Annotated in this window: 19 protein-coding genes; 11 read left to right on the top strand and 8 right to left on the bottom strand. The window is 50.5% G+C overall.

Going from position 1 to position 26,358, the window contains the following annotated elements:
- Positions 1 to 8 precede the first annotated feature (8 nt).
- Genes CEK71_RS08075 through rsxA form a run of 4 tightly spaced genes read right to left on the bottom strand, consistent with a single transcriptional unit; the run spans position 9 to position 3,730 of the window.
- Complete coding sequence (locus CEK71_RS08075; protein WP_408630488.1) at positions 9 to 1,079, bottom strand: RnfABCDGE type electron transport complex subunit D; 1,071 nt, start codon at positions 1,077 to 1,079, stop codon at positions 9 to 11.
- Positions 1,079 to 2,566, bottom strand: a complete 1,488-nt coding sequence (gene rsxC, locus CEK71_RS08070) for an electron transport complex subunit RsxC (RefSeq protein ID WP_088618914.1) — start codon at positions 2,564 to 2,566, stop codon at positions 1,079 to 1,081. The genes CEK71_RS08075 and rsxC overlap by 1 nt, the downstream gene beginning before the upstream one ends.
- Complete coding sequence (gene rsxB / locus CEK71_RS08065; RefSeq protein WP_088618913.1) at positions 2,560 to 3,114, bottom strand: electron transport complex subunit RsxB; 555 nt, start codon at positions 3,112 to 3,114, stop codon at positions 2,560 to 2,562. Before rsxB ends, rsxC begins: the two co-directional genes overlap by 7 nt.
- 34 nt (positions 3,115 to 3,148) lie before the next feature.
- A complete protein-coding gene (gene rsxA, locus CEK71_RS08060; RefSeq protein ID WP_088618912.1) occupies positions 3,149 to 3,730 on the bottom strand; it encodes an electron transport complex subunit RsxA in 582 nt (193 codons plus the stop codon).
- A 368-nt stretch (positions 3,731 to 4,098) separates the two neighbouring features.
- Between rsxA and nifL the strand changes: the two genes are divergently transcribed.
- Together nifL and nifA are read left to right on the top strand one after the other, a co-directional pair.
- A complete protein-coding gene (gene nifL, locus CEK71_RS08055) occupies positions 4,099 to 5,718 on the top strand; it encodes a nitrogen fixation negative regulator NifL (protein ID WP_088618911.1) in 1,620 nt (539 codons plus the stop codon).
- Positions 5,718 to 7,262: a nif-specific transcriptional activator NifA gene (nifA, locus tag CEK71_RS08050; protein ID WP_088618910.1), complete on the top strand. Its 1,545-nt coding sequence runs from the start codon at positions 5,718 to 5,720 to the stop codon at positions 7,260 to 7,262. The genes nifL and nifA overlap by 1 nt, the downstream gene beginning before the upstream one ends.
- 53 nt (positions 7,263 to 7,315) lie before the next feature.
- Here nifA and CEK71_RS08045 read toward each other — a convergent pair whose 3' ends face one another.
- Positions 7,316 to 9,559, bottom strand: a complete 2,244-nt coding sequence (locus CEK71_RS08045) for a hypothetical protein (RefSeq protein WP_157679067.1) — start codon at positions 9,557 to 9,559, stop codon at positions 7,316 to 7,318.
- Between the two features lie 6 nt (positions 9,560 to 9,565).
- On the bottom strand, positions 9,566 to 10,285 hold the full coding sequence (locus CEK71_RS08040) for a DUF3142 domain-containing protein (RefSeq protein WP_157679065.1): 720 nt from the start codon (positions 10,283 to 10,285) through the stop codon (positions 9,566 to 9,568).
- A gap of 950 nt (positions 10,286 to 11,235) precedes the next feature.
- On the opposite strand from CEK71_RS08040, the gene CEK71_RS08035 reads away from it, so the two are divergent.
- From CEK71_RS08035 to CEK71_RS07995, 9 genes are all read left to right on the top strand, one after another.
- A complete protein-coding gene (locus tag CEK71_RS08035) occupies positions 11,236 to 13,098 on the top strand; it encodes a GMC family oxidoreductase (protein ID WP_088618907.1) in 1,863 nt (620 codons plus the stop codon).
- A gap of 55 nt (positions 13,099 to 13,153) precedes the next feature.
- Positions 13,154 to 14,257 (top strand): ferritin-like domain-containing protein, encoded by a 1,104-nt coding sequence (locus CEK71_RS08030; protein WP_088618906.1) that lies wholly within the window; start codon positions 13,154 to 13,156, stop codon positions 14,255 to 14,257.
- 27 nt (positions 14,258 to 14,284) lie between these two features.
- Entirely contained in the window at positions 14,285 to 14,740 is a 456-nt protein-coding gene (locus CEK71_RS08025; RefSeq protein ID WP_088618905.1) for a hypothetical protein, read from the top strand.
- Positions 14,741 to 14,853: 113 nt separating this feature from the next.
- Entirely contained in the window at positions 14,854 to 15,915 is a 1,062-nt protein-coding gene (gene iolE, locus CEK71_RS08020) for a myo-inosose-2 dehydratase (RefSeq protein ID WP_198328502.1), read from the top strand.
- 93 nt (positions 15,916 to 16,008) lie between these two features.
- Entirely contained in the window at positions 16,009 to 17,049 is a 1,041-nt protein-coding gene (locus CEK71_RS08015; RefSeq protein WP_198328501.1) for a sugar phosphate isomerase/epimerase family protein, read from the top strand.
- A 9-nt stretch (positions 17,050 to 17,058) separates the two neighbouring features.
- On the top strand, positions 17,059 to 17,454 hold the full coding sequence (locus CEK71_RS08010; RefSeq protein ID WP_088618904.1) for a YybH family protein: 396 nt from the start codon (positions 17,059 to 17,061) through the stop codon (positions 17,452 to 17,454).
- 201 nt (positions 17,455 to 17,655) lie between these two features.
- Complete coding sequence (locus CEK71_RS08005) at positions 17,656 to 19,068, top strand: Dyp-type peroxidase (protein WP_198328500.1); 1,413 nt, start codon at positions 17,656 to 17,658, stop codon at positions 19,066 to 19,068.
- Positions 19,069 to 19,161: 93 nt separating this feature from the next.
- Positions 19,162 to 21,030: a galactose oxidase early set domain-containing protein gene (locus CEK71_RS08000; protein ID WP_198328499.1), complete on the top strand. Its 1,869-nt coding sequence runs from the start codon at positions 19,162 to 19,164 to the stop codon at positions 21,028 to 21,030.
- Positions 21,031 to 21,079: 49 nt separating this feature from the next.
- Positions 21,080 to 23,695 (top strand): glycoside hydrolase family 15 protein, encoded by a 2,616-nt coding sequence (locus CEK71_RS07995; RefSeq protein ID WP_198328498.1) that lies wholly within the window; start codon positions 21,080 to 21,082, stop codon positions 23,693 to 23,695.
- Positions 23,696 to 23,812: 117 nt separating this feature from the next.
- Here CEK71_RS07995 and CEK71_RS07990 read toward each other — a convergent pair whose 3' ends face one another.
- Together CEK71_RS07990 and CEK71_RS07985 are read right to left on the bottom strand one after the other, a co-directional pair.
- Entirely contained in the window at positions 23,813 to 24,664 is an 852-nt protein-coding gene (locus tag CEK71_RS07990; RefSeq protein ID WP_232463783.1) for a TOBE domain-containing protein, read from the bottom strand.
- 84 nt (positions 24,665 to 24,748) lie between these two features.
- Positions 24,749 to 26,278 (bottom strand): porin, encoded by a 1,530-nt coding sequence (locus tag CEK71_RS07985; protein ID WP_088618902.1) that lies wholly within the window; start codon positions 26,276 to 26,278, stop codon positions 24,749 to 24,751.
- Positions 26,279 to 26,358: the final 80 nt, after the last annotated feature.

The raw sequence follows: 26,358 nt of genomic DNA, 5'->3' as shown, positions 1-26,358 counted from the left end.
GGGGGACGTTACGGTTTGGGGATTTCCAGCGGCTTGCCTTTGCGGTCACGTCCGTAAATGCGCGGGCGGATATAGTGGTCGATCAGCGGGGTCGCCGAATTCATCAGCAACACCGCAAAACCGGCGCCTTCGGGATACGCGCCCCAAGTGCGGATAACGAAAATCAATAAGCCGCAACCCGCGCCAAACACCAATTGCCCGGTAGCGGTGTTAGGAGAGGTGACATAATCGGTGGCGATGAAAAAAGCCACACACATCATTGCCCCCGAATTCAGATGCACAAAGGGGCTGATATAATGTTGGCTATCGGCCAAATGGAAAATACTGGCCAAGACGGTGACAGTCGCCAGTAAGGCCACCGGAATATGCCAAGTGATGATTTTGGCGCGGATCAACCAGATACCGCCTAAAGCCAGCAATAGCGTTGAGGCTTCGCCCAAGCTGCCACGGCTCCAGCCAATAAAGCTCAGAATCGGCGAATAATCTTGCATAATGTCCGCTAAAACGCGGTTTTGCGAAAATTCCGTTTTAATATAGCCTAGGGTGGTCGCCCCGGTGTAAGCGTCCAGATTATCCAACCCTGAAAAAGTGATATGCCAGCTCTCGGCCAGCCCCGGCGAATGACTAAAGAACAGCGGCGAAACGTTCGCCCAAGTGGTCATTTCAATAGGGAAGGAAATTAACAGGGCCACCCGCGCCAACATCGCCGGATTAAACAAATTCTGCCCCAAGCCGCCATAGACTTGCTTGCCTAAAATGATGGCGAGCCCGGAACCGACCACACCTATCCACCACGGCGCCCACGGCGGCAAGGTCATCGCCAACAGCCATCCGGTCAGTAATGCCGAGCCGTCCATCAGCACGGGCTTAGCCGCCCGGCCTTGCAAGCGGATACAGAACGCTTCAAAAAATAGTGCTGAGGTGACGGTAATGATAAACAGGTTGAGGGCAGGCCAGCCAAAACACCACAGCCCAAAGACGGTGGCGGGCGATAAGGCCAAGATGACTTGCCACATAATCTGGCGGACACTTCTGTTAGCGCCAATGTGGGCACCGCTGTTAGGTTTGCTGAGTATCATCATACGCTGGCCTCCTGCTCGGCTTTCAGGCGTTCCCGTTCCAATTTGGCGGCGATACGCGCCTGTTCTTCTTCGCGCTGTTTCTCGGCGATACGCTCCAGACGGGTGTTACGCGCTTCCATCAGGCGTTTAGTTTGTTCAGACTTGTGTTGGGCTTGTTGCCGGGCGGCGACTTCGCCGGACGCATATTTAAAATACTGCACCAAAGGGATATTGGACGGGCAAATATAGGAGCAGCAACCGCAACTGATACAGTCTTTCAGGCCTATATCAACAGCGGCATCCAGTTGGTTGACGCGGATATTATTCGCCATATCTAAAGGCCGCAATCCAGCAGGACAGACGCTGACGCAACTGGCGCAACGGATACACGGTTGTTCATCGGTATTTTTAAGCTCGCTGGCAGTTAGGGCCAACAGGCCGCTGGTGGCTTTGACGGTCGGCAAGCCAGTATGCGGCAAGGCGTCGCCCATCATGGGGCCACCCATAATGATACGGGCAGTTTGCCCGGCATCGACACCGCAAAAGTCAAACACTTCGGAGATTAATGTCCCCAAAGGCACTTCCACATTCATAGGCCGCCCCACCGCGCCGCCGGAGACGGTCAGCACCCGGCTAACCAAAGGCTGGCCATAGCGTATCGCTTTATGCGTAGCATAAGCGGTGCCGACATTATGGATGGTTACGCCGACTTCTGAAGAACGTGAACCTACCGGCACTTCGCGGCCTGTCACATAACCGATTAGTTGCCTATCCCAGCCCATAGGATAACGGGTAGGGATTTGTATCACGGTAATTTTAGGATAAGCCTGCGCCGATGCCAGCATAGCATTAAAAGCTTGCGGTTTATTATCTTCAATCGCCACTATGGCCTGCCCGGTTTCCATGCCGTGCAGCATCAGCCGCACCCCGTCAATGATCTGGTCACTACGCTCCTGCATCAAACGGTCATCACAGCTTAAATAGGGTTCGCATTCCGCACCGTTGATAATCAATGTGTCGATATGGTTTTCCCGCCCCATATTCAGCTTGACGGCAGTCGGGAACGTTGCCCCGCCCAAGCCGACAATGCCGGCCGCCCCCACCCGCAAGCTGATGTCTTCGGGGGCTAACTGGAACGGGTCAGCCACGGCAGGTAGCTCCAGCCATTGATCCTTGCCATCGGTTTCCAGTACAATCATGCGGATAGGCAGAGCGGACGGGTGCGGGGCAGGGTAGTCATTGACATCCAGAATCACCCCGGAACTGGGCGCGTGGACAGGGGCAGAGATCAAGCCTTGGCTGTAGGCAAGCAATTGCCCTTTCAAAACCTGTTCGCCTACCCTAATCAGCGGTTCGGCAGGTTTGCCGACGTGTTGCTGGAGGGGAATATACAGTGTTTTCGGCAACGGGAAACCAGTGACGATAGCTTGGGTCGCCGTAATGGCTTTGTGTTCTTCGGCATGGACACCACCACGGATACGCGGTTTGGTAAAGAAGCTTAACATAAGGCGTTACCCGCAGGGTTGATGGTGGGCTTGGCCCAGCGCCAATTACGCAACGTGATTTCGATCGGGTGCATTTGCAGGCATTCGGTTGGACAGACCTCAACACATTTTTTACAGCCTATGCAGGCATCGGCAACCACGGCATGGATTTGTTTCGGGGCACCGACAATGGCATCGGTGGGGCAAACCTTAAAGCAACGGGTACAGCCCGTGCAGGTGGCTTCACTGACTCTAGCGACCAGCAATTCCGGTTCTTTGACCGCGCTTAAATCCAGATCCAAGCCCAAAAGTGCCGCAATCTGTTCCGCTAAGGTACTGCCGCCGGGCGGGCAAATGGTCGCCGGCGCATTACCTTCCGCCAAGGCTTCGGCAGCGGGACGGCAACCAGGGAAGCCGCATTGCCCGCATTGCGAACCGGGCAACATGGCTTCCAGCTCATCCACCAGCGGACTGCTCTCAACTTTTAAATATTTGCCGGCAATCCCCAACGCAAGGCCTAACACCAGCCCCAATAAAGTCAAACTGACAATGGCGTATAACACATACATGCTGTTTTCCTGTCGCTTTTTGTTGACGGTGTACTCATTTAGTATAAAGCCCTGCAAAGCCCATAAAAGCCAAAGATAAGATCCCGGCGGTGATAAAGGCGATAGGGGTGCCGGCAAACAATACCGGAACGGCCATCACAGCCAGACGCTCGCGTAAGCCTGCAAACAACACCATCACCAAGGTAAAGCCTAGGGCGGAGCCGAAACCGAAAATCAGGCTTTGCATAAAACCGTATTGCTCTTGCACATTCAGTAACGCCACGCCCAATACCGCACAATTAGTGGTGATCAGCGGCAAAAAAATGCCTAAAATCTGATAGAGTACGGGTGAAGTCTTATGCACAACCATTTCGGTAAACTGTACGACGGCGGCGATCACCAAAATAAAGGCTAAGATGCGCAAAAATTCAATATGCAGCGGCGCTAAGATAAAATGTTCCAATAACCAACTGGTCATGGCCGCCAAGGTCAGCACAAAAGTCGTCGCCAACCCCATGCTTAAAGCGGAATCGAGTTTTTTCGACACCCCCATAAACGGGCATAAACCTAGAAATTTGACCAGCACGACGTTGTTCACCAATGCTGTGCCTAATAGAAGAAGCAGATATTCACTCACTGTAGTGTCCAGACGATTGATAGGGCTTTGCTTAATTAAAAGCAGTAACCATGCCAATAGGGTTAAAACTCCATTTGCTCCGCTAAACAGCTACATAAGCCTGATAATGGGCAGGGTTCAGCTGTTCTAAGTAGGACACCGGACAAGACGGAAAGAAAGTTTTTGTCGCAAACCCGACAAACTATAAGTAGTGCTTGAATAATTGTGCAAGTAAGGGCAGAGTAATAGGGGGCAAGACTGGCAAGCTTATCTGCTTGACAAACACCCAAAAGTCATCCATCTAGCTTACGCTATGGCCATCACCATGCCGTTACTGGCGTTAAAATTGCTTAATAATTATCTATAGCTTCTTCAGACTAGGCCGTCATATGAAAAAATCCTCTTTACTGTTTTTACAGGCGCATACCAATATGGCAAACGTCATTGGCGAACTGATCCCTGATTTGTTTACCGATGCGGATGGCCTTAATGGTGGCACCATGCCTTACAGCTTGTTTGTCGAGACGGTGGAGCAAGTGCCCATCGCCATTTCCATCACCGACAAAAAAGCCAAAATCCTTTACGTCAATGAAGAGTTTTCCAGAGTCACGGGCTACCAGCCAGAAGATATTCTCGGCAAAAACGAATCTATACTCTCCGACAAACGCACACCCAGAACGGTGTACTACGACTTATGGCATACCATCCGCAGCAAAAAAGTCTGGCGTGGCACTTTATGTAACCGCCATAAGTCAGGGCATCGCTATATAGCCAACCTGACCATCGCGCCTATGCTCAATGCCCAAGGTGCGGTCAGCCATTATATCGGGATGCACCATGATATTACCCAGGCTCATGAAGCGGATAAAAAAGTCATTAACCAAAAATTACTGATAGAATCGGTGATTAATTCTTCTCCGATTGCCATGGTGGTCATTGATGATCAAGACAAGGTGATACTGGACAATCACAATTATAAAATACTAGTCAGCGACCTGGACAAAGGTGAGCCTGCCGCCTATTTTTTACAGTTATTGCGTGAGGAAATGGGCGGCTTATGGACAGACCTGCAAGCGAACGAGAAAGGTTTTAATAACCGTGAATTCAGGGTGGAAGGCAAAGCTGGGCGTAGGTCGCGCTGGTTTTCCTGCGCGGGCAATTGGTTTAAGGAAAACGAAGTCCATGCCGACAGTTTTTTTGAAAACGCTTCTAAGCAATATCTTATCCTGACTATTACCGACATTACCCGGCAACGGCGACAAATGGAGGAATTGAATATCCAAACCTTAAAAACCTTAATGTCCGAAGATGAACGGGTACGCAGCATCCGTGAAACGTTATTGGGGGCTATCCATCAAATCCACATGCCGATGAATCAAATCAAAGCCGCTGAGCAAATTTTACGGCACAAAGGTGATGGGCAAAATCCTGGACTGCTGCAAATTTTGCAACAAATCCAGCAATCGGGTGAAGAAGCGATTGCGACCATGCAAAACTGTATCCCTGAAATCCTCCAAACCGCTATCATTCCGGTCAACCTTAACCAGATTCTTCATGAAGTATTATTGCTCAGCGACCAACGTATCTGGAGTAACGGCATTGACGTGCATTGGCAACCGCTGGCGGAACTGCCGAATATTTTAGGTTCTGAAAGCCGTTTGCGGGTATTATTCAACCAATTATTAGATAACGCCATTGAGGCGGTCGGTTTTGGAAACTCCACCGAACAACGTATAAAAATCAGCACCTATGCCGATGCCGATCTGATCTATGTACATATTGAGGATACAGGGCCGGGCATTCCTGTAGAAAAACGCAGTAAAGTCTTTGAGCCTTTTTACACGACCCGGGCAATGGGCGGACAAAAAGCGGGCATGGGCTTGGTGATAGCGAAGGAAATTGTCAGCCAACATCAGGGGTTTATTGATATAGACCCTAATTATGAGCAAGGCTGCCGCTTCAAAATCAGCTTCCCTTTACATAGACAGGAGCTTGGAGGACTAATCTGATGCTTGATCGCACCCAACTGATTGAAGCGGAGCTGGATACCTTGTATCTGATCAGCCAAATCCTCAATAGCACCCATGATCTGCACGCCAAATTACAAGCCGTGCTGGAATTGTTGCATAAACGCTCGGGGATGCGTTCTGGCATGATCACCCTTAAGGAAATAGAAAGTAACAGCCTGATTGTCAGTGTGGTACACACCGATGCGAGCAGCCCGCTTAAGCAGCCTATCCGTTATCAGTCTGGTGAAGGCCTAATGGGGGCAATACTGGATGCTGGCAGTACCCTGGTGGTAGAGAAAGTCGCAGACGAGCCGCGTTTCTTAGGCCGTTTAGGCTTATATGACCCGGAACTGCCGTTTATCGGCTCGCCTATTTACATCGAACAAGGCGACACGATTGGCGTGTTGGCGGCCCAGCCCGATAACAGTTTGTTTTTAGGCGAACGCGCCCGCTTTTTGGAGATGATCGCTAACCTGATTGCGCAAAGCGTCAAAGTCTTGCGGGTTATCGAACGCAAGCAACTGCATCTGCAAAGCGAGCGCGACCAGCTTAAACAGGCACTGATAAAAAACTACCGCTTTGAGAATATTATCGGCCATTCGCCACCGATGCTGAAAGTGTTCGACCTGATCCGGCAAGTCGCCAAATGGAATACCACTGTCTTAGTGCGCGGCGAATCCGGCACGGGTAAGGAAGTGGTCGCCAACGCCATCCATTTCAATTCCGGTTGCGCCAGCGGGCCATTCCTCAAACTCAATTGTGCCGCCTTGCCGGACACCTTGTTGGAATCGGAACTGTTCGGTCATGAGAAAGGTGCGTTCAGCGGGGCGATCAGCCAACGCAAAGGCCGCTTTGAACTGGCCAATAACGGCACTTTATTCTTGGATGAAATTGGCGAAATATCGGCTTCTTTCCAAGCCAAGTTACTGCGGGTCCTGCAGGAAGGCGAGTTTGAGCGGGTCGGCGGGTCGCAAACCATTAAGGTCAATGTGCGCATTATTGCCGCGACCAACCGTAATCTTGAAGAAGAGGTAACCCAAGGCAAATTCCGTGAGGATTTATATTACCGTCTTAACGTCATGCCTATTCACATGCCGGCTTTGCGTGACCGTAGCGAAGATATCCCCGAACTGTCGGAGTTTTTGCTGCGCCGCATTTCCGAGCAACAGGGCGGGCGGCCTTTGGAGATCAAAGAAAGCGCCATCCGTATTCTGATGAAGCATGATTGGCCTGGTAACGTCAGGGAACTGGCCAACTGCTTGGAGCGGGCGGCGATTATGAGCCCTAACGGTAGCATCGACCGTGATGTGATGGTCAATACCGGCTTGGAAAATGTAGTCGCACAAGCCGGACTGAACGCCAAGCCGCAAAAACTGCCATCCGTTGATTTTAATGATGAAAACCTTGATGACCGCGAACGGGTCATCGCCGCGTTGGAGCAAAGCGGTTGGGTACAAGCCAAAGCCGCCCGTTTGCTGAACATGACCCCCCGCCAAATCGCCTACCGGATTTCCACTTTGGATATTACGATGAAGCAGATTTAAAAAAGCGGTTCCTCTTTGGATGCCACATTCTAAATTTTAGGGTTAGCATCCGTTTATTGATCGCATCGGCCAAACCAGTAAGGAGTTTTGCGTTGCCATACCGAACCCCGATAATGGTGCGCCAATAGCTCAAATGCGGCTTTGGAATAGTTTTTGGTGGCGCAATCTGTGCAGCCGTAGCGGGTTGTCCGTACTGCCAGATACAGGGCTTCGGGTATACGCGGGTCGGTAGCGGAGGCTTTGGCCCATTGTAGGGTCTGGGCGGTCAAATAATTGGCTGCTCCGGTCAAGGCGGTGATTTGGGCGTTTTCTTTGGCGGCTTGCTTAAGCTCGGCGGCGGTCAGAAAAGCCGGGGGCGGCCCGACAGGCAGGTTATCGGCGCTACCTGAAGGGTATTGGTCGGCCTGGTTGTCGCACCACCAGTTATCACGAAAATCGTCAATTTCGTTAATCTCCACCCAACGGCCCTCAGCTTTGTTCACCAGCGGGCGCATGGCAGGGTTGTTGAGTATTAACCACAGCGCACTGGTATGGCGTTGCTCCGGGGTGTTGGCCTGTTGGTATTGCTTGAGAAACGGTTTTAGTGTCGGCAGATATTTGCCTAGGTGCGGGGCAAATGCTACGGCGCTGGCATCATCACCCAGTAACACGGCGCGGGTCCATACCGAAATCAGCAGACGGCTTTTCAGGTCTTTGGGCAGGGCAGGGTGTAAGGCGAAGGTTTTTAATACCGATAGCGGCATTAGCACATTGAAAATACTGGTGGCATCGGCATCGAACATCGCGCCACCGTCAGTTTTAGGGTCAACCAGTTCATAACTGTCTTCTAACGCCAAAAACGGCGTTTGCCGTTGGGCGTATTTGACAAATTCGTCGGGGGTTTGCGCCAATAGCAAGCGTTGGCCATAAAATTGGTTGGCTGCTAGTTTGGCGTGACCCGGCAACGGCTTGGCGAGTAAGGCATCGAGTTTTGCCCGTGCCTGTGCATTTTTACCTTGCGCCATCAGCAGGCGGACGGCGTGGTAATTGACGGTCAGATAGGCGGGCGATTCGCGGCCGACGCTGGCGCTGGCGGCGATCAGGGCGGCGGCAGCGGCGGCCTTAGCGGGGGCTTTGAGCAAGCTGGCCACTAACCAAGGCAGAGTGCGGCCGCTTTGCCAACGCACTAAGGCATGGCTGAAGGCGGTTTTGTCGTCATCTTTAGCCTGTACGGTAAAAATCCAGTCGCTTAAGTCACTGTCTTGGCGAAATTCGTTCTGGCGTTTTAACGCTTCAGTATTGTCTTCATCATCGTGTAGCTCAGCTTTGTCCAGTAAGCGCCGATAGTCGGTCAGGTCTTGGTAAAACTGGGGGTTGTCTTTGGCCTGCACCAGTAGTTTCGCCAGTTCGGCGTGCCGTTGCCGGGGCTGCAAGCGGAAATTGACGTAGTTTGCCAATTGCTTGGCGGCGTTGTGGTAAGCCGCCAATTGGCTATTGGCCAAGACGGCATTAATCTGATCGATGGCGGCTTGGTCAGCGGCTTTGCGCACCGCGACCCTGGCCAATAGATACGCCGCTAACGGTTGCCATTCGGAATGGGGGTCTTGGGCGATGTGGCTAAAGTCTGCTTGGGCGGCGGTATAATCCTCGGCGTAAAAATGCGCGGCAGCTATTTGGTAAGCCCGATCCTGCTTTAGCCAAGCAGGTGCGTCGGCGGGTGCGGGGTTGGGCAGGGCTTGGTTTTTTGCGCAATTGGCAAACACTTGGTCTTGGCCTTGCAGCCACTCTTTAACAAAGGCGTTGGCGGCAGTGTAGCGGCTTATTCTAGCCGCTAATATTTTGCGGGCGTTATCGAATGCGCCGGGGGTGCAATTGGCATAAGACGCATAGTCTTTGCCTTGTCTGAACGCATTAATATCCGGCTTGGGCGCGTCGGCTGACACGGCTTGCCGCGCCGCCAACCAATTGTTGAGCGCGGTGGTGTTTTGGTCTTGCTTTACGTCTGTCCTCTCATAAATATTTTGCCAACTGCGGAGCAACGCTTGTTGTTCGGTGGCCGAAAAGGGCTGACTGCTTAACGACCGATAAGCCGCGAATAACGCCGGACGGTATAACTGGCCATGGATAATGCCCAGCTTACCTTGGCTGAATTCCTCAAAATTTTCGGGGCGTTCCGCTATAGTAAAAATGGGCAGCGGCAATGACGAGCCAGCTCGTATCGGTAAGCTAACCGACATGAGCAGGACGATGCTCCAGGCTAGTTTAACAGTGGGTCTTGATAAGATGTGCATGGCGGATTCTTGGTGATCGGGGGGCATGAAGGGTTAGCGGTGTATTAAAAAATCTAGGTCAGAGAGTTTCCAGCCATCATGCCGTCCCTTAAATACATACAAACGGCGTTGCCGAAGCTTAACGAAATGCTGTGGCGGTTCGGCTTCGTCGGTAGCGATGCCGTAACTTTGTTGGCATAACGGCACAGAAAAATCGTTGCCTTCAGCCAAAAAGTGCTGCACTTTCTTCGCGTCAATTCCCATACGGAAAATCATCGGCACCGCTTCATCTACGGGCAAGCCATTAATCCAACCATCACCGAGACAGAAAGAAGCCAACGCCGTTATGGATAAGGCAATATCCGCCGCTAAGCGGCTACGCAGGGTAATGAGAAATTGGCGGTAAAATTCCCGTTCCGAGACTTTGGCATCAAAATCTATTTGTACTGCCGAAATATTTTTAAGGGCGGCGGTCTGCAACACCCTTTGGATGATCGCTTCACGTTGTGCCGCTGACAAAGCCGCCCGCTGGTGGCTTTTTTTATGGGTTTCGATGCGTGTTACCGCTATCAAACGGGTGGTGGGCGACACTTTCAAAGCTTGGCGGCGGGGGTTCACCAGCAGTGTGTCTTCTTGTAAGCGCAGGGTTTGCGCCAAAAAAGCCACCCCAAAACGTTCGCTAGGCAAAAAACGCAAATCTTCTGCCCGCTCCCATGCCCATAAGATAATAGCGGGAAAACCGTCCATCCGCGCCGCCCAAACAGGTTTTGGCATTAGCAAACAGGCCAATGAAGCCAAAATTATCAAAGAGGTGTAAGGGTTTAGCATAGTAGTATGGCGCAAATGGGATACCTCTGGATAGTACGGGTTTCATGTTAATCAATAAGTAGGTGTTCATATATTTTTTAACATTTGTGAATTTTACCCCGCTCCCTTCTGCTTCGCTCAGGGAACGGGGCTTCGCTTAGGAGCAAGTCGGAGATAAAAATGTTAAAAGACTTATGAACCACTACTTACACCGATGCGCCGCATCTATAAAAATCATAGCACCCTTTAGTATAGGCAAAATAGTTTGCCGACAAATAGTATCCATACCGGTGGGCTTTGTTCAGTTAGTTACCGCCAAGCAACCATAAAAGCGTTGTCTGCTATCACGATGAGGAGGTACTTAATGGGTAGCCCCAACGGGGTACTGCTTGCCAAGCAGATAAGCTAATATTGGCGCCACATAATAAAAACAGGCAAAAATTTATTTCAGTACACAAATGTTTTTCTTTTTCAAATCAAGCACTTTTTTGTTGTTAAACAATTTTTGTGGAATATTCACTTTTTTATAGGTAATAATTAATTTCATTTATTTTTTTATTTTGTTATAAATTCTCAGGATTTAAAAAATCGAGGCAACTAACTATTAGTGTCTTATTATTTTATGCGTTAATTTTTATCTATTTGTGATGCTTAAACGTTAATAACTTTATCATGGGTAATAGGCGCTTGGCTTTTATGCAGAAAAAAGTGCTTATACCCCAATTTATTTTCTGTTGAACAGATTAATTTTTCGGGCAAAGCTCTTAGTTTAAGGGCTTTCAGCTTGACGGGTCAACTCAATATAAAAGTTAGTATCCGTTGTTGTTTTTTTAGGGTGGCCAGCTGTTTTGGCAGCCTAACATGAGTACCACCCTTTTCTTTTAGATGTCCATTAATAAACCTTAAGGAGTCATGCAATGCCGAAGTATTCACATGTATGCCGCTGCCAAAGCGATCATGCCCGCTTTGCGGAAAAAATCTATGATGTCGTTATCGTAGGGTCGGGAGTTAGCGGCGCAATTATTGCCAAAGAACTCAGCAGCCAAGGCAAGTCGGTGCTGATCTTGGAAGCCGGTCCGGAAAACATTTACACCATGAACGGTTACAACAAGTATATCGAAACCTTTTATGGCAATATCAACAAAGACAACAACGCCCCTTACCCCTTTAACGCCAACGCGCAAAGCCCCAGTAGCCTGGATGTCGACAAGCTCACTCCCGGCGTACCTGACACCAAAGGCTATTTTGTGCAATTGGGCACCTTGCCTTTAGAAAGCACTTATACCCGCGTCTTGGGCGGTACGACCTTGCATTGGCAAGCCACTTGCCTGCGTATGTTGCCGGAAGACTTTAAAATGCAAACCTTATTCGGACAAGGCCGCGACTGGCCTTACGATTATGAAACCCTTAACCCTTATTACAATATAGCGGAACGGGAATTGGGCGTAGCTGCCGATGTTGACGACCAACGCTATTTTGATATTACCTTTGACCCCAATTATGTGTTTCCTATGGAAAGGATTCCGGTTTCCTATCTGGACAAGATGGTCGCTAAACATGTCGATGGCATGACCATCACACTCGAAAGCGGCGAAGCGCGGAGTTTGTTGGTGCGCAGTATCCCCCAAGCGCGTAACGGTGTCCCCAACCCAAACTATGATGGCGGCAAGGGCTATGTACCCGTTGGCGCACTAGGCACTAACCAAGAAGAAATGGGCGAGCGTTGCCAAGGTAACGGCAACTGTGTGCCCATTTGTCCGGTACAAGCCAAATATGATGCCAGAAAAACCCTGTATAAAGCCTTACAAACCGGCAATACCGAGATCATTTCCCAAGCGGTCGCCCACAAAATAGACATAGATCCTGATAGCCAACGGGTCACGCGTATCCATTATAAATCCTACCAAGACCCCGCTTTACCCGAATATACCGAAGGCACGGTACAAGGGCGGGTATTTGTCTTGGCCGCCAACCCTATAGAAAACGCCAAGCTGATGCTGGCCTCCGGCTTAAACAGCAGCAGCGATATGGTTGGCAGAAATCTAATGGATCATCCGTATATCCATGCCTGGGGCCTGATGCCGGAAATTTCCGGCACAATGCGCGGCCCTCAAGGCACATCGGGTATCGAAGAGATCCGTAGCGGGCAGTTCCGCAGCCAACATGCAGGCTTCCGTATCGACATCCATAACGAAGGCTGGGGCTGGGCAACCGGCTCACCGACAACGGACTTGCTGGATCTGGTCGATAATCAGCAGCAATATGGGACTGACCTACGCAACGGACTGGTTAATAACGTCTCGCGCCAATTGTTGCTGGCATTCATGGTCGAGCAATTGCCTGATCCCAATAACCGCATCACTATTGATCCAAGCTACACCGACCAAATCGGCAATTACCGTCCGGTCATCACTTATAGCCTGTCCGATTATAGCTTAGCGGGGATGGCGTATGGGCGTAAATTGTCCAAGGAAATTTTCGCGCAGATCGGCGTTGAAGATCACACCTATTACGACCCCAGTTCTTTCGGCTACTTGATCTATAACGGCCAAGAGATGATCGCACGGGGCGGTAACCATTTTTCAGGCACCCATATCATGGGCAGCAGTTCCGCCGATTCTGTGGTAGACCGCAACCAACGTTCTTGGGACCACGACAACCTTTATCTGGTAGGCAGCGGCAGTTTGCCAAGCATCGCAACCTCAAATACCACCCTCACCTTAGCCGCTATGTGCTATATGAGCGTCGAGCAAATTTTGCGGGATTTACAAACGGCTTAGGCCGGATATATCCACGCGCTATTGATAACCCTACTTTTATTTGAAGAGGACATACATGAACCATACCACAGCCTGCGCCAAAATTAACAGCAAAGAAGAGTTGCAGCATTATCTGCAAACGGCATTACAGCTTGAACACTCCACTATACCCGTATACCTGACCGCGCTTTATTCCATCCATCCGGGTACTAACCTGGATGCCACATTGATTCTCCGCGCCGCTCTGGTTGAAGAGATGTTGCATCTGACCTTGGCGGCCAATGTCTTAAATGCGATTGGCGGCAAACCAGATTTGGCCGCAGCCGATTTTATCCCTCTCTACCCGACCTATTTACCTAGTGGGGAAACGGATTTTCAGGTCAGTACGGAAAAGTTTTCCCTCCAAGCTATCGAAACTTTTTTGAATATCGAGCGCCCAGCCTTAAGGCCTGTGCATCTCCCGCACGGCTTACGCGGCCATATAGTCCATAAACATAAAGACCGGCATTGCCATTGCATCCTTGATAAGGCTCTGATCGCTTGCGGCAAATCTGCGGATATGCACTTTTACAGTATCGGCGAGTTTTATGAAGCCATTATTGACGGTTTGGATACCGTTTATGCGCAACTCGGCGAGGCGTTGTTTTCTGGCGATGAAGCCTTACAAATCGGCCCCAAATATTACTATTCAGGGGGCGGCGACATCATCGTCGTCAACAACTTAGAAACAGCCAAAGCGGCCCTTAACTTGATTATCGAACAGGGCGAGGGTTACGCAGACTCTGTTTATAGCAGCAGCGGCGAAATTGGCCACTATTACCGTTTCCAACAAATCCAAAAAGGGCGCTATTACGTCCACGGTGACCCAGTTAACCAACCGAGCGGCGACTTTTTCACGGTCGATTGGGATGCCGTCTATGACCTGAAAAGCAATGCGCATTTGACGGATTATCCGCAAGGCACTGAAGTCTATCAGGCGGCCAGCGACTTTGAAGCGGCTTATTATGACTTTTTACGCCACATCACTGACGCTTATAACGGTAAACCAGAATACCTGATCCCGGCGGTGGGCGGTATGTTCCGCTTAAAAGAACTGGCCAGCCAATTAGTCAGAAACCCTAATCCTATCCAAGGTGAGAGCACTAATGCCGGCCCTACCTTTGGTTCGAGAGCGGCATAACCTAAAGAATTAACGGGAGCTACCTACATGTTTGATTTATTTATCGATTTTTCCGTGACACTGACAGGTTTCAGTACCTTTAGGCTACAAGGTACTGGCATGGCGGCACCTTATTTTGAGACCGTGCAAAAGATTATCGGCCCGGCCACTTTAGATGAGCTGCTGTTGCAATATCAAGCCATTGTTGCCACCGCAAACGGTGATGCCGCAACGCTGGATAACCTGTTGCGCAATACCATTTTCAACGATCCGAAATTCGGCCCGGTCACCCGCAATATCATTAAGCTCTGGTTTGTCGGCACTTGGTATCAATTACCAAAAGACTGGTGGGGCGCTTACGGAACCGGAGAACAGGGCGACAGCTTTGTCGTCAGTCCAGCCGCCTATACTGAAGGTTTGCTATGGCCTACTGTCGGGGTAACCCCCGCCGGTGCCAAAGCCCCCGGATATGACAGTTGGGTTAACGCCCCGGTATTTTCCTAAGCAAATCTAGCGGCGGCTGGAGGCCTTGCTGGATTTCATGTCAGCAAGACCCAAAGCTGCGCCGTTTTCCTAACGATACATCACATGATTTTATCTCAGTAAAAGGTATTGATATGAACAATAGTAACTATTTTGCAAACATTACGCTTCGCCGTGCCATTGCCCATTGTTTGCTGGCCGCTATGGTCGGAGGCATGGTATTGGCGAGTCCTGCTGCGGTCGCCGAAAGCGCTTATGCTAAAGCCAAAATAACCGCCCCCACCACCAAAACCCTGTTTGACCCCAGCAAAGTTTTTTTGGGTATTACCCCAACGGGTTGGGTTAATGATGACGATCCGACCATTGATGATGATATTGGCTTTAAGCAAATCGTCAGCGAAATGGCTTTGGCGGGCTTTCAAGGCTCCAGTGTCGGCCATAAATATCCGACCGACACCAAAGTGCTGACTGACGAGCTGAACTTACGCGGCTTGAAAATTTCCGAGCCTTGGGTAGGTACTTATTACACCATTAAGGCCATGGATGAGCAGACCCTAGAAACCTTCAAAAAGCAAATGGCCTTTATCAAAACCATGGGTGGTACCGATATCGTGGTCGCGGAATTAGGCAATGCCGTACATCAGCAACCGGTGGCGGTATTGCCAAATAAGCCGGAATTTACCGACGCACAATGGAAAGCGTTGCTGGACGGCTTGAATATGTTGGGTGCCTTGGCGGAAAAAGAAGGGATGCGTTTGTGCTATCACCCCCATGTCGGCACGGGTGTGGAAAAAGCGCCGGATATTGACCGTCTGATGGCGGGTACTGACCCTAAATATGTCCATTTATTGTTAGATACCGGGCATTTGTTTTATGCCGGCGTTGACCCTTTAGCGATTGCGACAAAATATGCTAGCCGGATTAAGCATGTCCATCTGAAAAACATCCGCAAATCCGTGTTGGACAGTTCGGTTGCCAGTAACAGCAGTTTCTTAGACTCCATCCGTGCCGGGGTGTTTACCGTACCCGGTGACAGTGCGGGAGCGATTAATTTTAAACCAATCTTAGAAACCTTAGCGGCCGCCAATTATCAAGGCTGGCTGGTCGTCGAAGCCGAGCAAGACCCCAAAAAAGCCAATCCTTTAGTCTATGCCCAAATGGCCCGCCAATATCTTCGTGAAACCATAGGGTTTTAAAGCCAACCTCAGATAACTGAGGTTCATGTAGGGGTAACTATAACCCTTATGGTTACCCGTATTTTTAACCCTATCGGACACAAAGGATAGCTAATGAATCACCACACTGATAAGACTGCCAGAGACATTTACATCAGCTTTTTCATGTTTACCACAGATATGAAGCCCAGCGACGAAGCCTATAGAAACGTCATCATCACCCACATGCAGGCTTTAAAAGAGCTGGGCTATTCGGGTTTCGAATTCCCGCTGGCCGTTACTGAAGACACCGATTATGCCCAGCAAATTGCCGACTATGCACAATTGCGGCAAGCGATGGATGCCAGCGGCTTGCAGGATATGAAAGTCGCTACCAATGTCGGGGCTACGCCCACGTTTGACCCCAGTTCCGAAGATCAGGCGCAACGCGACGCCGCTTTGGTGTATTTAAAGTCGCGGGTGGACATCACCGCCGCGTTACGGGGAACTATTATGATGGGGCCGATTGTCTACCCTTATGGGCGCTTTCCGGTAACCGCCGACAATCAAGGCATCTGGAGCGACGCGCTGCAAGATTATATGGCCCAACGTTATCTGAACGCCCAGCCCGTACTGAACGAATTAGGCCTGTATGCACAAGACAAGGCCGTCAAATTGGCGATAGAACCGATCACGCATTGGGAAACGCCAGGCCCTAACACTTTGGCGCAACTGATCGGCTTTTTAGAAGGGGTACCTTGTCAGCAGGTCGGGGTATGCCTCGACACGGCCCACGAAACCCTCGACGGTGCCGGCCCCTTACTGTTTAAAGAACAGCTCGACTGGCTGGTACAGGAAGGCCGTCTGCATTATGCGCAAATTTCCCCACCGGATCGGGGTAATGTCCAAGACAGTTGGATACCTTGGCAAACCTTGGTCGAACCACTGTTAAACGCCCATCAAGGCCCTATTGCGGTGGAGATTTTTAATGCCATTCCGGCGTTTTTAGATTCACTACGCTTATCCAGACGGAAATTTTGGATACCTGGAGAAGATCCCGCTAAACCACCTTATCCCAGTGCTTACACTATTGCCGCCGAGGCACTGGCGGCCATCCACGCTAATGTGCCCGCATCTGTATTAAGAGGGCATCAGCCTCCCGCCGCCAACCAATAGGGTTTACTTATGAGCATGTCAGATTATGAAGCGATACAGACCCTGTTTGAGCAAACGTATGCCGATAGGGTTAGGGGTAGGGATATTGAGGCTTATATTGCTATGTACACCGCCGATGCCTTTTGGTCTCCGCCCAATGCGGCAGATTGCCGTGGCCAAGCCGAAATAGCCGAAGGTTTTGCCAGACAAATCGCCAATGCCGATATCGATCCCGTATTTACTGCCGAGGAAATCCGATTATTTGGCGCTACGGCTTATGTTTTAGGCAACTCGGTTGCCCAAATCACTGACCACAGCACAAGAGCGATACGGGTCGCCAAATATACGGCCTTGTGGATTGTCGAATGCAGCCCTGACAACGGCGAATGGCTCATTTCCAGACAATTATGGAATAACAAGCCTTAGGAAAGGACTTGCCGCTGGGATAAAGCCACGGCCCCAAGTGGCCCGCTATTATGAAAGCGGTTAGCCGCGAAGGGTACGAAGACGCGTACCAGCAAACGCTTCGCACCCTTTATATGTAATAAAGCAAAGCCATCAATTTGGCTAGCTATGTTTTTGTAGCGGATTTTTTCAAACAGTGTAATGGCATTTGCCGGAGACGTGATGTTAACAGACGACATTTTATCAACTACGTTAGAGACGGGGATTGACCCGGGTAATCCTGATATTTTCAAGATTTTTCTTGACGATCTGCAAGGCAATATCCTCAAAGGCCATGGCCGCGATTATAGCGTCCACCTGTTACTGCGCTTTAAGGCCACACCCGCTGAAGTGGCGGCATGGCTGGAGGGCTTTACCAAACAATATGTCAAATCCGCCGCCCAACAATGGCAGGAGACTGCGCGTTATAAAGCCGAACGGCTATCTGGCGGGGTGTGGGCAAACTGCTTGCTGTCCTGCCAAGGTTATGAATATCTGGGTATCCCGCCGTTTAAAATCCCTACCGACAAGCCGTTCCGTCTAGGGATAAAAAATCCGGATATCGCCCAAACGTTAGGCGATCCGTCCGCTTCCCAATGGGAAAACGGTTTTCAAGGCGACATTCACGCGTTGTTACTGTTGGCAGATGATGATAGCCAACACTTACAGAATGTGGTCAGCGGTATTGCCGACACCTTAGAGCAAATAGCCGATATTGTCCAGCGGGATGACGGCTTCATCTTAAGAAACGCCGCTGGCCAAGTGATAGAGCATTTTGGCTTTGTCGATGGCATCAGCCAACCCCTGTTCATGAAAAGCGATATTGATGCCGCTAAAGAAAAAGATGGTGGATTCGATCAATGGGATCCTAGGGCTTCGTTAGATATTATCGTCACCAAAGACCCTAATGGCCTAACCGAAGACAGTTTTGGCAGTTATCTGGTATACCGGAAACTGGAACAAAATGTCAAAAAGTTCCATACCTCGCAACAAGCCTTAGCGCAAACCTTGGGAGTGGATAACGGTTTGGCGGGGGCGATGATGATGGGTCGCTTCCAAGACGGCAGTCCTGTGGTTTTATCCGACACGCCGATACCCGATAACCCGACGACCAATAACTTTAATTACGATGCCGATACGGCAGCGAACAAATGCCCGTTCCATTCCCATTTGCGTAAAACCAACCCGCGTGGCGATACCGGCAGGGTTGTGTCATCGGATGATGTCGCGCAAGCGTTAGCGATGGAAAAAAAGCACCGTATCGCCCGGCGGGCCGTCAGTTACGGTAATGCCGACCTGACTGCCGCTCCCGAAACCGGTTCCGGTTTGCTGTTCTTATGCTTTCAGGCAAATATCGAAAACCAATTCAATTTTATTCAAGCCAGTTGGTCGAATTCGGCGAATTTTGTCAAAGTCGCTGTCGGCCCCGACCCTGTGATCGGGCAACCCCAAGGCACCCAACAATGGCCTAGCCAATGGGGCGCACCCACTAGGGAAGCGGTGTCGATGCCGCTGTGTATCACTCTGCAAGGCGGCGAATACTTTTTTGCCCCCAGCATCAGTTTCTTAGCCAACCTGACTAGCCTGTTAAGCTAAGCCACTCATTTTTAAGAGGTTGACCTAATGCCCGTACTGACCCAACAACCTATATATCAAACGGCCTTATCGTTAATGCTAAGCGCTGTCATTATGAGCGCGAACGTTAATGCCGCCACGGCTGAAGAAGATCCGCAAACGGCGGGAGCATGGGAGAGTGTTCCTATGCCCAGCCAGCAAACCCTAGCCCAAGCTGTACATTCGGTGTTGTTACCTAACGGTAAGGTACTGATAGCGAACGGCAGCAGCTTCCGTAATACCATTGTCACCGAAGGCGACACCCAAAAAATCCAAGAAGGCGTGGATTCAGGCGACTATGATTCCGTTAACAATACCGTCCTATTTGACCCCCAAACCGCTGAATTTGTCAAAATTCCGTCGCCACCAGCGGTACAGCACCAAGAGAACAATGACTTGTTTTGCGCGGGCCATTTACAGCAAGCTGACGGCAATGTCCTGTTTGTCGGCGGTACTGGCCGCTATTATCCGGGTGGACGCTTTACAGGTTCCAGGCAGCTCAACCTATATAATTGGCGTGACAATACTTGGTCGGATAAAGGGCAGCTTAAAGAAGGACGTTGGTATCCGAGCTTAGTGCCGCTGGCCGACGGCAAAATCGCCATTTTTTCTGGCCTGAAATTAAATGAACCCAATCAAATCAATCAGGGCTTAGAAATTTACGACCCCTTACTGAACAAGTTAGATTATTTTGACTTGGCACAAATTGCCGATAGCCCGTTTAACACCAAACTGGAAGGCAGTTCGGTTTATGACAGCATCGACTTGTATCCACGCGTTTTCCCTACTGCCACAGGCAAATTGCTGATTACTGGCGACGAGGCGGGCATCGCCAATGTCTTGACGCCGCATAGCAGCAAAAAATCGTATCTGATGGCGGTGGCGAAAGACACGGGCGGTAAGCTGTCGGTCAGTTTTGAGGTCGGTGCGGATAAAGCCGAAACCTCAAAAGCTTACGGTACTGCGTTTCAAGTGCCCAATTCCGAAGACGTGGTGTTGCTGGGCGGTTTGACGGGGACCAATGATATTGGCTTTGGCCTGCCTAATAAGCCGGATATTCCGGGCGCTAGCGTCGCCTCCAGTTTACAACGTTGGCAAGCGCCAGGCAAAACCGACACCCCATCAGGCCAATGGTCGCAAACCCCCGCGTTTCTTGCGGAGCCTAGGGCCAATCTGCAAGCGGTCATTTTGCCGGATAAAGAAGTCCTGGTCGTGAGTGGCGGCGTGTATCCCGAATACCGCCCCGTCTATGAGCCTTTATTACTGTCGCCTAACCCGCAAGCTAACGGCGGTTACGATATAAAACGCATGAAAGCCGCCCATTTGCCTAGGCTGTACCATAACGGTGCGTTGCTATTGCCCGACGCACGGGTATTAATCATCGGCGGCAATGCCAACAGGGCTGCCCGTGACAGTGTCGGCAACGTCCGCGTGGACACCATCCGCGATGCGAAAGAATTTAACGTCTTCGCCAAACTGACCGACCAAGCGGGACAACCCAAGGCCTTTGATCTGGACGAGTTTTATCAGCATCCGCAAAGCTATTATGCCGAGGGCGATACCCAACCTTTCGTGCCGGCAGAGATTTGGCAAGCGGAAATTTTCAGCCCACCTTATTTGTTTAAGCCGGGTGCGCGCCCCGAAATCATCCAAGCGCCGGAGTTTATCAAATATGGTCAAACTGGCCTAGTCACCGTTAGTGCAGCAGAGGCGGCAAGCGATCTGGTGCTGGTCAAGCTCGGTTCGGTCACGCATTCTTTTGATTACGGGCAACGTCTGGTGGATTTGCCTATAGCGATTAAAGAGCATAAGGCAGGTAGCGCCCTTATTAAATTCAATGCCCCCAGCAATGCCAATCTGTATCCGCCCGGTTACTACATGATGTTTTATTTGAATGCCGCAGGTAAGCCTTCACATGCCAAAATGGTCAGGTTGGAATCCTGATGTGATGTTATCCCCAAACCACCACTGTTCAGTTTCTGAGGAATATACCATGCCACAAAAAAACCGTACCCTAGCCGCCGCCATTGCCCAATTAATCGGCTTGGCATTACCGCAACCCTTTACCCGCCAGATCAAAAAAAGCTGGCCGCTGTTACTGTTAATGCCTTTGTCCGCGACCCTTCATGCCGAAGATGCCCCTTGCCCGCCCGGCTATTCCTCAACGTGGGGACCTGCCGCTAAAGACTTTCTCGGCACATCATTAGGTGCTACATCACGGGTTTATTTTACGGGGGCGGAAGGTATCCTAACCGAAGTGTTCTATCCGACCATCGACACCGTGCAAAATGTCGATATGCAGTTTTTGGTCACCGATGCCGCCAAAACCTGGGGCGATGAAGAGCGCAAACAAGCCAAGCATGAAATCAGCCAAACCGATCCACGCGCGATGATTTGGAATGCGGCGACTACCGCCGATAACGGCAAATGGAAAATCAGCAAAAAAATATTTACCGACCCGAACAGTAATGTGGTCATTCAGCGCGTGACTTTCCAAACCTTGGAAGCGGGCAAAAGTGTGAAAGATTATAACGTCTATTTGCTGAACAACCCCGCCATTAACAATTCCGGGGCGGGTAAGGCACAATGTAGCGGCAAACAAAGCACCACTGATGGCGCCGATAACTCGAAAACCTTAAGCACATCGGGGCGCACTTTCTTGGTCGCTTCGGAAAGCAAAGCCAATTCGGCAGTATCCGCCTTAGCGGTCTCCTTACCTTGGCGGGTAACGGGCAGCGACCCAATGGTATCTAACGGCTTTGTCGGCACTAACGACGGTTATACCGATTTGTTCGCAGGCGTTCATGACAGAACCATGGACTGGCATTATGCCAATGCTTTAGGCGGTAACGTCGCGCAAATGGGCTGGCTGGATTTTTCCGCCGCAACCGGCAGTTCAGTCAGTTTTGATGTGGTGCTGGGCTTTGGCGCCAGCGAAAACGAAGCGATGAACACCGCCAACGCCGCCCTGAAAAACGATCTGGCGGCAATCGAAAAAACCTATGCTGACCAATGGAAAACCTATACCCAAGGCCTTGACAACCAAGGCGGTACGGCGGATAACCAGTATTATCTGGCGGCAATGACCTTAAAAAGCATCCAAGACAAAAGTAGCGGCGCAATGGTGGCAGGTCCCGGTACGCCGTGGGGCGATACCAGCAACGACAGCAACCAAGGCGGCTACCATTTAGTCTGGGCGCGAGATTTGTTCAAATTTGCCAGCGCCTTAATCACAGCGGGCGATAAAGACACCGCCAATAAATCGGTCGAATTTTTGTTCAATGTACAAATGGAAACCACGGGGGCTACAGCTGGCCGTTTTCCGCAAAACAGTTTTGTCGACGGCAAACCTTATTGGAACGGCACCCAAATGGACGAAGCGGCGATGCCGATCATTTTGGCGTGGAAACTTAACCGCACCGATCTTTGGCCGAAAATAAAATTGGCGGCGGAATTTGTCGCCAAAACCGGCCCGCATACTGGGCAAGAGCGCTGGGAAGAAATGGGCGGGTACTCACCTTCGACCATTGCCGCCGAAATTGCCGGACTAGTCTGTGCCGCCGATTTGGCGACGGCGGCGGGCGATCCGGGTGCGGCGGCGTATTATCTGCAAAAAGCTGACGAATGGCGCAACAATATCGCCAATTGGACATTTACCACCACAGGCTATTATGGCAATAAACAATATTATGTCCGTATCGACAGCAACCAAAACCCTGACGACGAAGATAGCCTGACTTTCGGTAACGGTGGCGGCAACCATAAAGAAAAGTCGATTATTGACGGCGGCTTCTTAGAATTGGTGCGTATGGGGGCGATGAGTCCGAACGATTGGACGATTTTGGACACCCTGCCCGAATATGATGAACTTCTGAAGCAAACGTTCCCTGGCAAAGGTGATGCTTTTTTCCGTTATAACAATGACGGCTATGGCGAAAATAACCAAGGCGGCAGTTACAATGGCACGGGGCGCGGACGTTTATGGCCTATTTTTACGGCGGAACGGGGTATTTACGAAATCGCCAAAAGCGGCGACGGCAGTAAAGGCACGGCGTATCTGAGTGCCCTGAAAGCCTTCTCATCACCTGCGGGCTTTATCCCCGAACAAATCTGGAATCAGACCGCAACCATTACGGGCTGGGAAACCATCACGCCAGCCCCTTATGTCCCCGGCACGGCGACCCGTTCCATGCAGCCTTTAAGTTGGGCGATGGGCGAGTATATCAACCTGACCGCTGCGATTAAGTCTGGGAAAGGCGATGCCCCTAAAGTGGTGTGTGACCGTTATGCCTGCGATAAACCGCAAGTGACCGTCAGTTTTAATGCCACTGCGCAAACCCAGTGGGGAGAAAATATTTATCTGGTAGGCGACAGCCCTTTACTGAGCAACTGGATACCCGCTTCGGGCATCAAACTATCGGCAAAAGGCTATCCAGTTTGGAGTACGCGCATTTCCTTACCGACGAATACCGCGTTTAAGTATAAATATGTCAAACGTGACAGCAAAGGCAATACGCTATGGGAGCAAAATGCCGACCATACATTTACAACGGCGGCGAATAATACGCCTATCGTGCGGACAGATAGTGTACAGGGCTGGCAACCTTAGGACGACAAACCAAGGCTAATTAGCCACCAGCCTGCACCGTAAAGCTTATCTAAACAGCACTTCACCACGGAGGACACGCAACCGTGTCCTCCACCTCCTTTGTGCTTTATCGGCAAATTAAGAAGCCACCCCTAACAATACCGCACCTGCCTTAAAGACCGCAGTCGCTTCGCTGCCTTCGGTCAGGCCTAAGGTGTCGACGCTTTCGTTGGTAATGGTCGCAGCGATGGCATTGCCGCCTTGTAAGGCAATCACGACTTCAGTATTGACCGAGCCTTTTTGGATACGGGTCACTGTACCTTTCAGTTGGTTACGCGCCGACAGGCGATAACCACCGAAATCGGTCACGAGCGTAACTTGCGAGACTTTAATCAGGGCAATGGCATCAAGGCCGCTTTTAATGCCTAAGCTTTCCACAGATTCTTTCGTCACAGAAGCGACAATCACGTCGCCGCCTTTCAGATCGAGAGTAACGGTGGCATTGACGGCACCGACGGCAACATCGGTCACTTTGCCAAAAAATTGGTTACGCGCACTGGCTTTCATAATTAACCTCTTGAGTAAGAAAACAATATCTTGATGGGTGTTTAAACGCTGGTTGAGTTGTTGCAAAAAAATAGCATGTTCGCTTTGCAGTTGCTGAAAGACCGCCAAGAACGCTTTACCCGCCAGCGTCAGTTGGGTTCCGCCGCCCTGTTTGCCGCCGATAGCCGTTGTCACCAAAATATTGGGCGACAGGTTATTGGCGCGTTCTATCATTTCCCACGCACCTTTATAGGTTAAGCCCACAGCCCGCGCGGCTTGATTAATGGAACCCGTTTGCCCGATGGCAGAAAGTAGGCCGAATAGCCGCTCTCCTAGGCTACTTAACAAATGGATTTGGCCGCTGACCAAAGCGACAGGCTCAGCGGGTGTTGCCGCGCTGTCTGCCGTTTCGCAAAGCTCGGCCTTAATAGGCAGATTAGACAAAATAAGTCTCCTTAATAATAAGCCAAGCCGGATTAGCGCCTGACAAAATAAGTGGCCCAGACGCTAACCTTGCTAAGCGCCGCTTTAAAATGCCACCTGAACCCGCGAGAATACCGCCTGCTCGGTCGTCCGGTCAGTATTGCCGGCAGCACCACCGACAAACACCGTCTCTTCGTAATCGGTCATCAGCTTCAGGTTGTCGTTTAAGTACCAGTTGACCCCTAATGCCCACGATTGGGCGTTTCTGATGGAATTGCTTAAGCTGGCGAAAGAATAAGGGTTTGCCACCGAGCCGATGTTTTGGAACGTCGACTTGTCGATATTCAGTTCAGACCACCGTGCGGCAAGTTGCCATGCCCCCCAAGAACCCGCTGCCGGATCAAAGCGTTTGTTAGGTTTAATGGCAAAAAAGCTATTATTTTCACCGGTCAGCATATAAGACACATTGAAATGCCAAGCCTCGTTGTTTTGTAGGGCATGTTTATTCAACCCTGCATTATATAGGTTTTGTGATGATACTAAATATTCCCCCATTATGCCAACGGTTTTCCAATACCAATACATTTGCGGGTAAATCCGATACTGTTCGCCGGATGAAGTGGCGGCGCTATTATAGGTCACGATGGCTTGCTGCCCGGCACTGACCAAGGAGACTAAGGCATTTTGTTGTGGTTGCCCCCAAGTACCCGCCACGCCCAAACCTAAACCTGCCAAAGCGGTACCGCTGTGCATAAAAGGGTGCGAGAACAACCGCGCGGCGACTTCTTTATTGTTATCGGTGTCCCTATCCGCATTTTGTACCGCTTGGTTATCGCGGACACCGTTAAATACCCCGACCTCGTAACCGATAAACTCCTTAAAAACTGGCCGCAGTGTATATTGCGCTTTATAGCCAGGATAAGCAATTGCACCGTGCAGCATAAAACCTATGTCACGGTTAGGTGCTAACTGAGCAGGGTAGGCGCGTTCAATAAAGGTCAGATTAGTCGCCGTTTGCATCCGTTCCAAGCTGACGGGTTGGCGGAATTTTCCCGCCGTCAAGCTGGCGGCAGTAAAATAGTGCAAATCGACAAAGGCATCAAACAGGCGTACTTGCCCGCCGCCAAAATCAGGCGCGATGCGAAAATCGACATTTTTAAACAACGTGCCGTCAAACGTTAATCGCGCCCTACGGATCAAAAACTTATCAAATTCGCCCGAAGACAACGGCGCATCATCGGCATAAAAATTGCTGTCTGCTTGTGCATAACCACGAATGTTCAGCTTGTAATTGTCATCGGCGGACTTCAAGACCACGCCTTTATTGGACACGTCAATTTTAGGGGCTTTTTTGGCTTGTTCGTCGGCGGCTTTTTTGTCGGTTTCAAGACGTTGGCTAATGACGGACAGCTTGTCTTCCAGCTGTTTGACAGGGGCGGCTTGGACAGATTGGGCTTGTCCGGCCAGATAGCTTTTCAGTTGTCGGTTTTCGGCTGCGGCGTGTTTTAATTGGCTCTCCATCTGCGCCATTTTCTTTTCCATCGCCGCCATCCGTTGTTCCACACTCATGGCTTGGCTGGTATTAGCAAAACCGATGGTCGTCATTGCCAACCATAATGCCGATTTGTTAACCATCTGAATATCTCCAAAAATGATAAAAACTAAATTCTATCATCATTAATTCGCTAATGACCACCGCTTGACAAGAAAACACC

Source organism: Methylovulum psychrotolerans (assembly GCF_002209385.1).
Taxonomy (GTDB): Bacteria; Pseudomonadota; Gammaproteobacteria; order Methylococcales; family Methylomonadaceae; genus Methylovulum; species Methylovulum psychrotolerans.
This window is presented reverse-complemented; position numbering and strand designations above follow the sequence as displayed.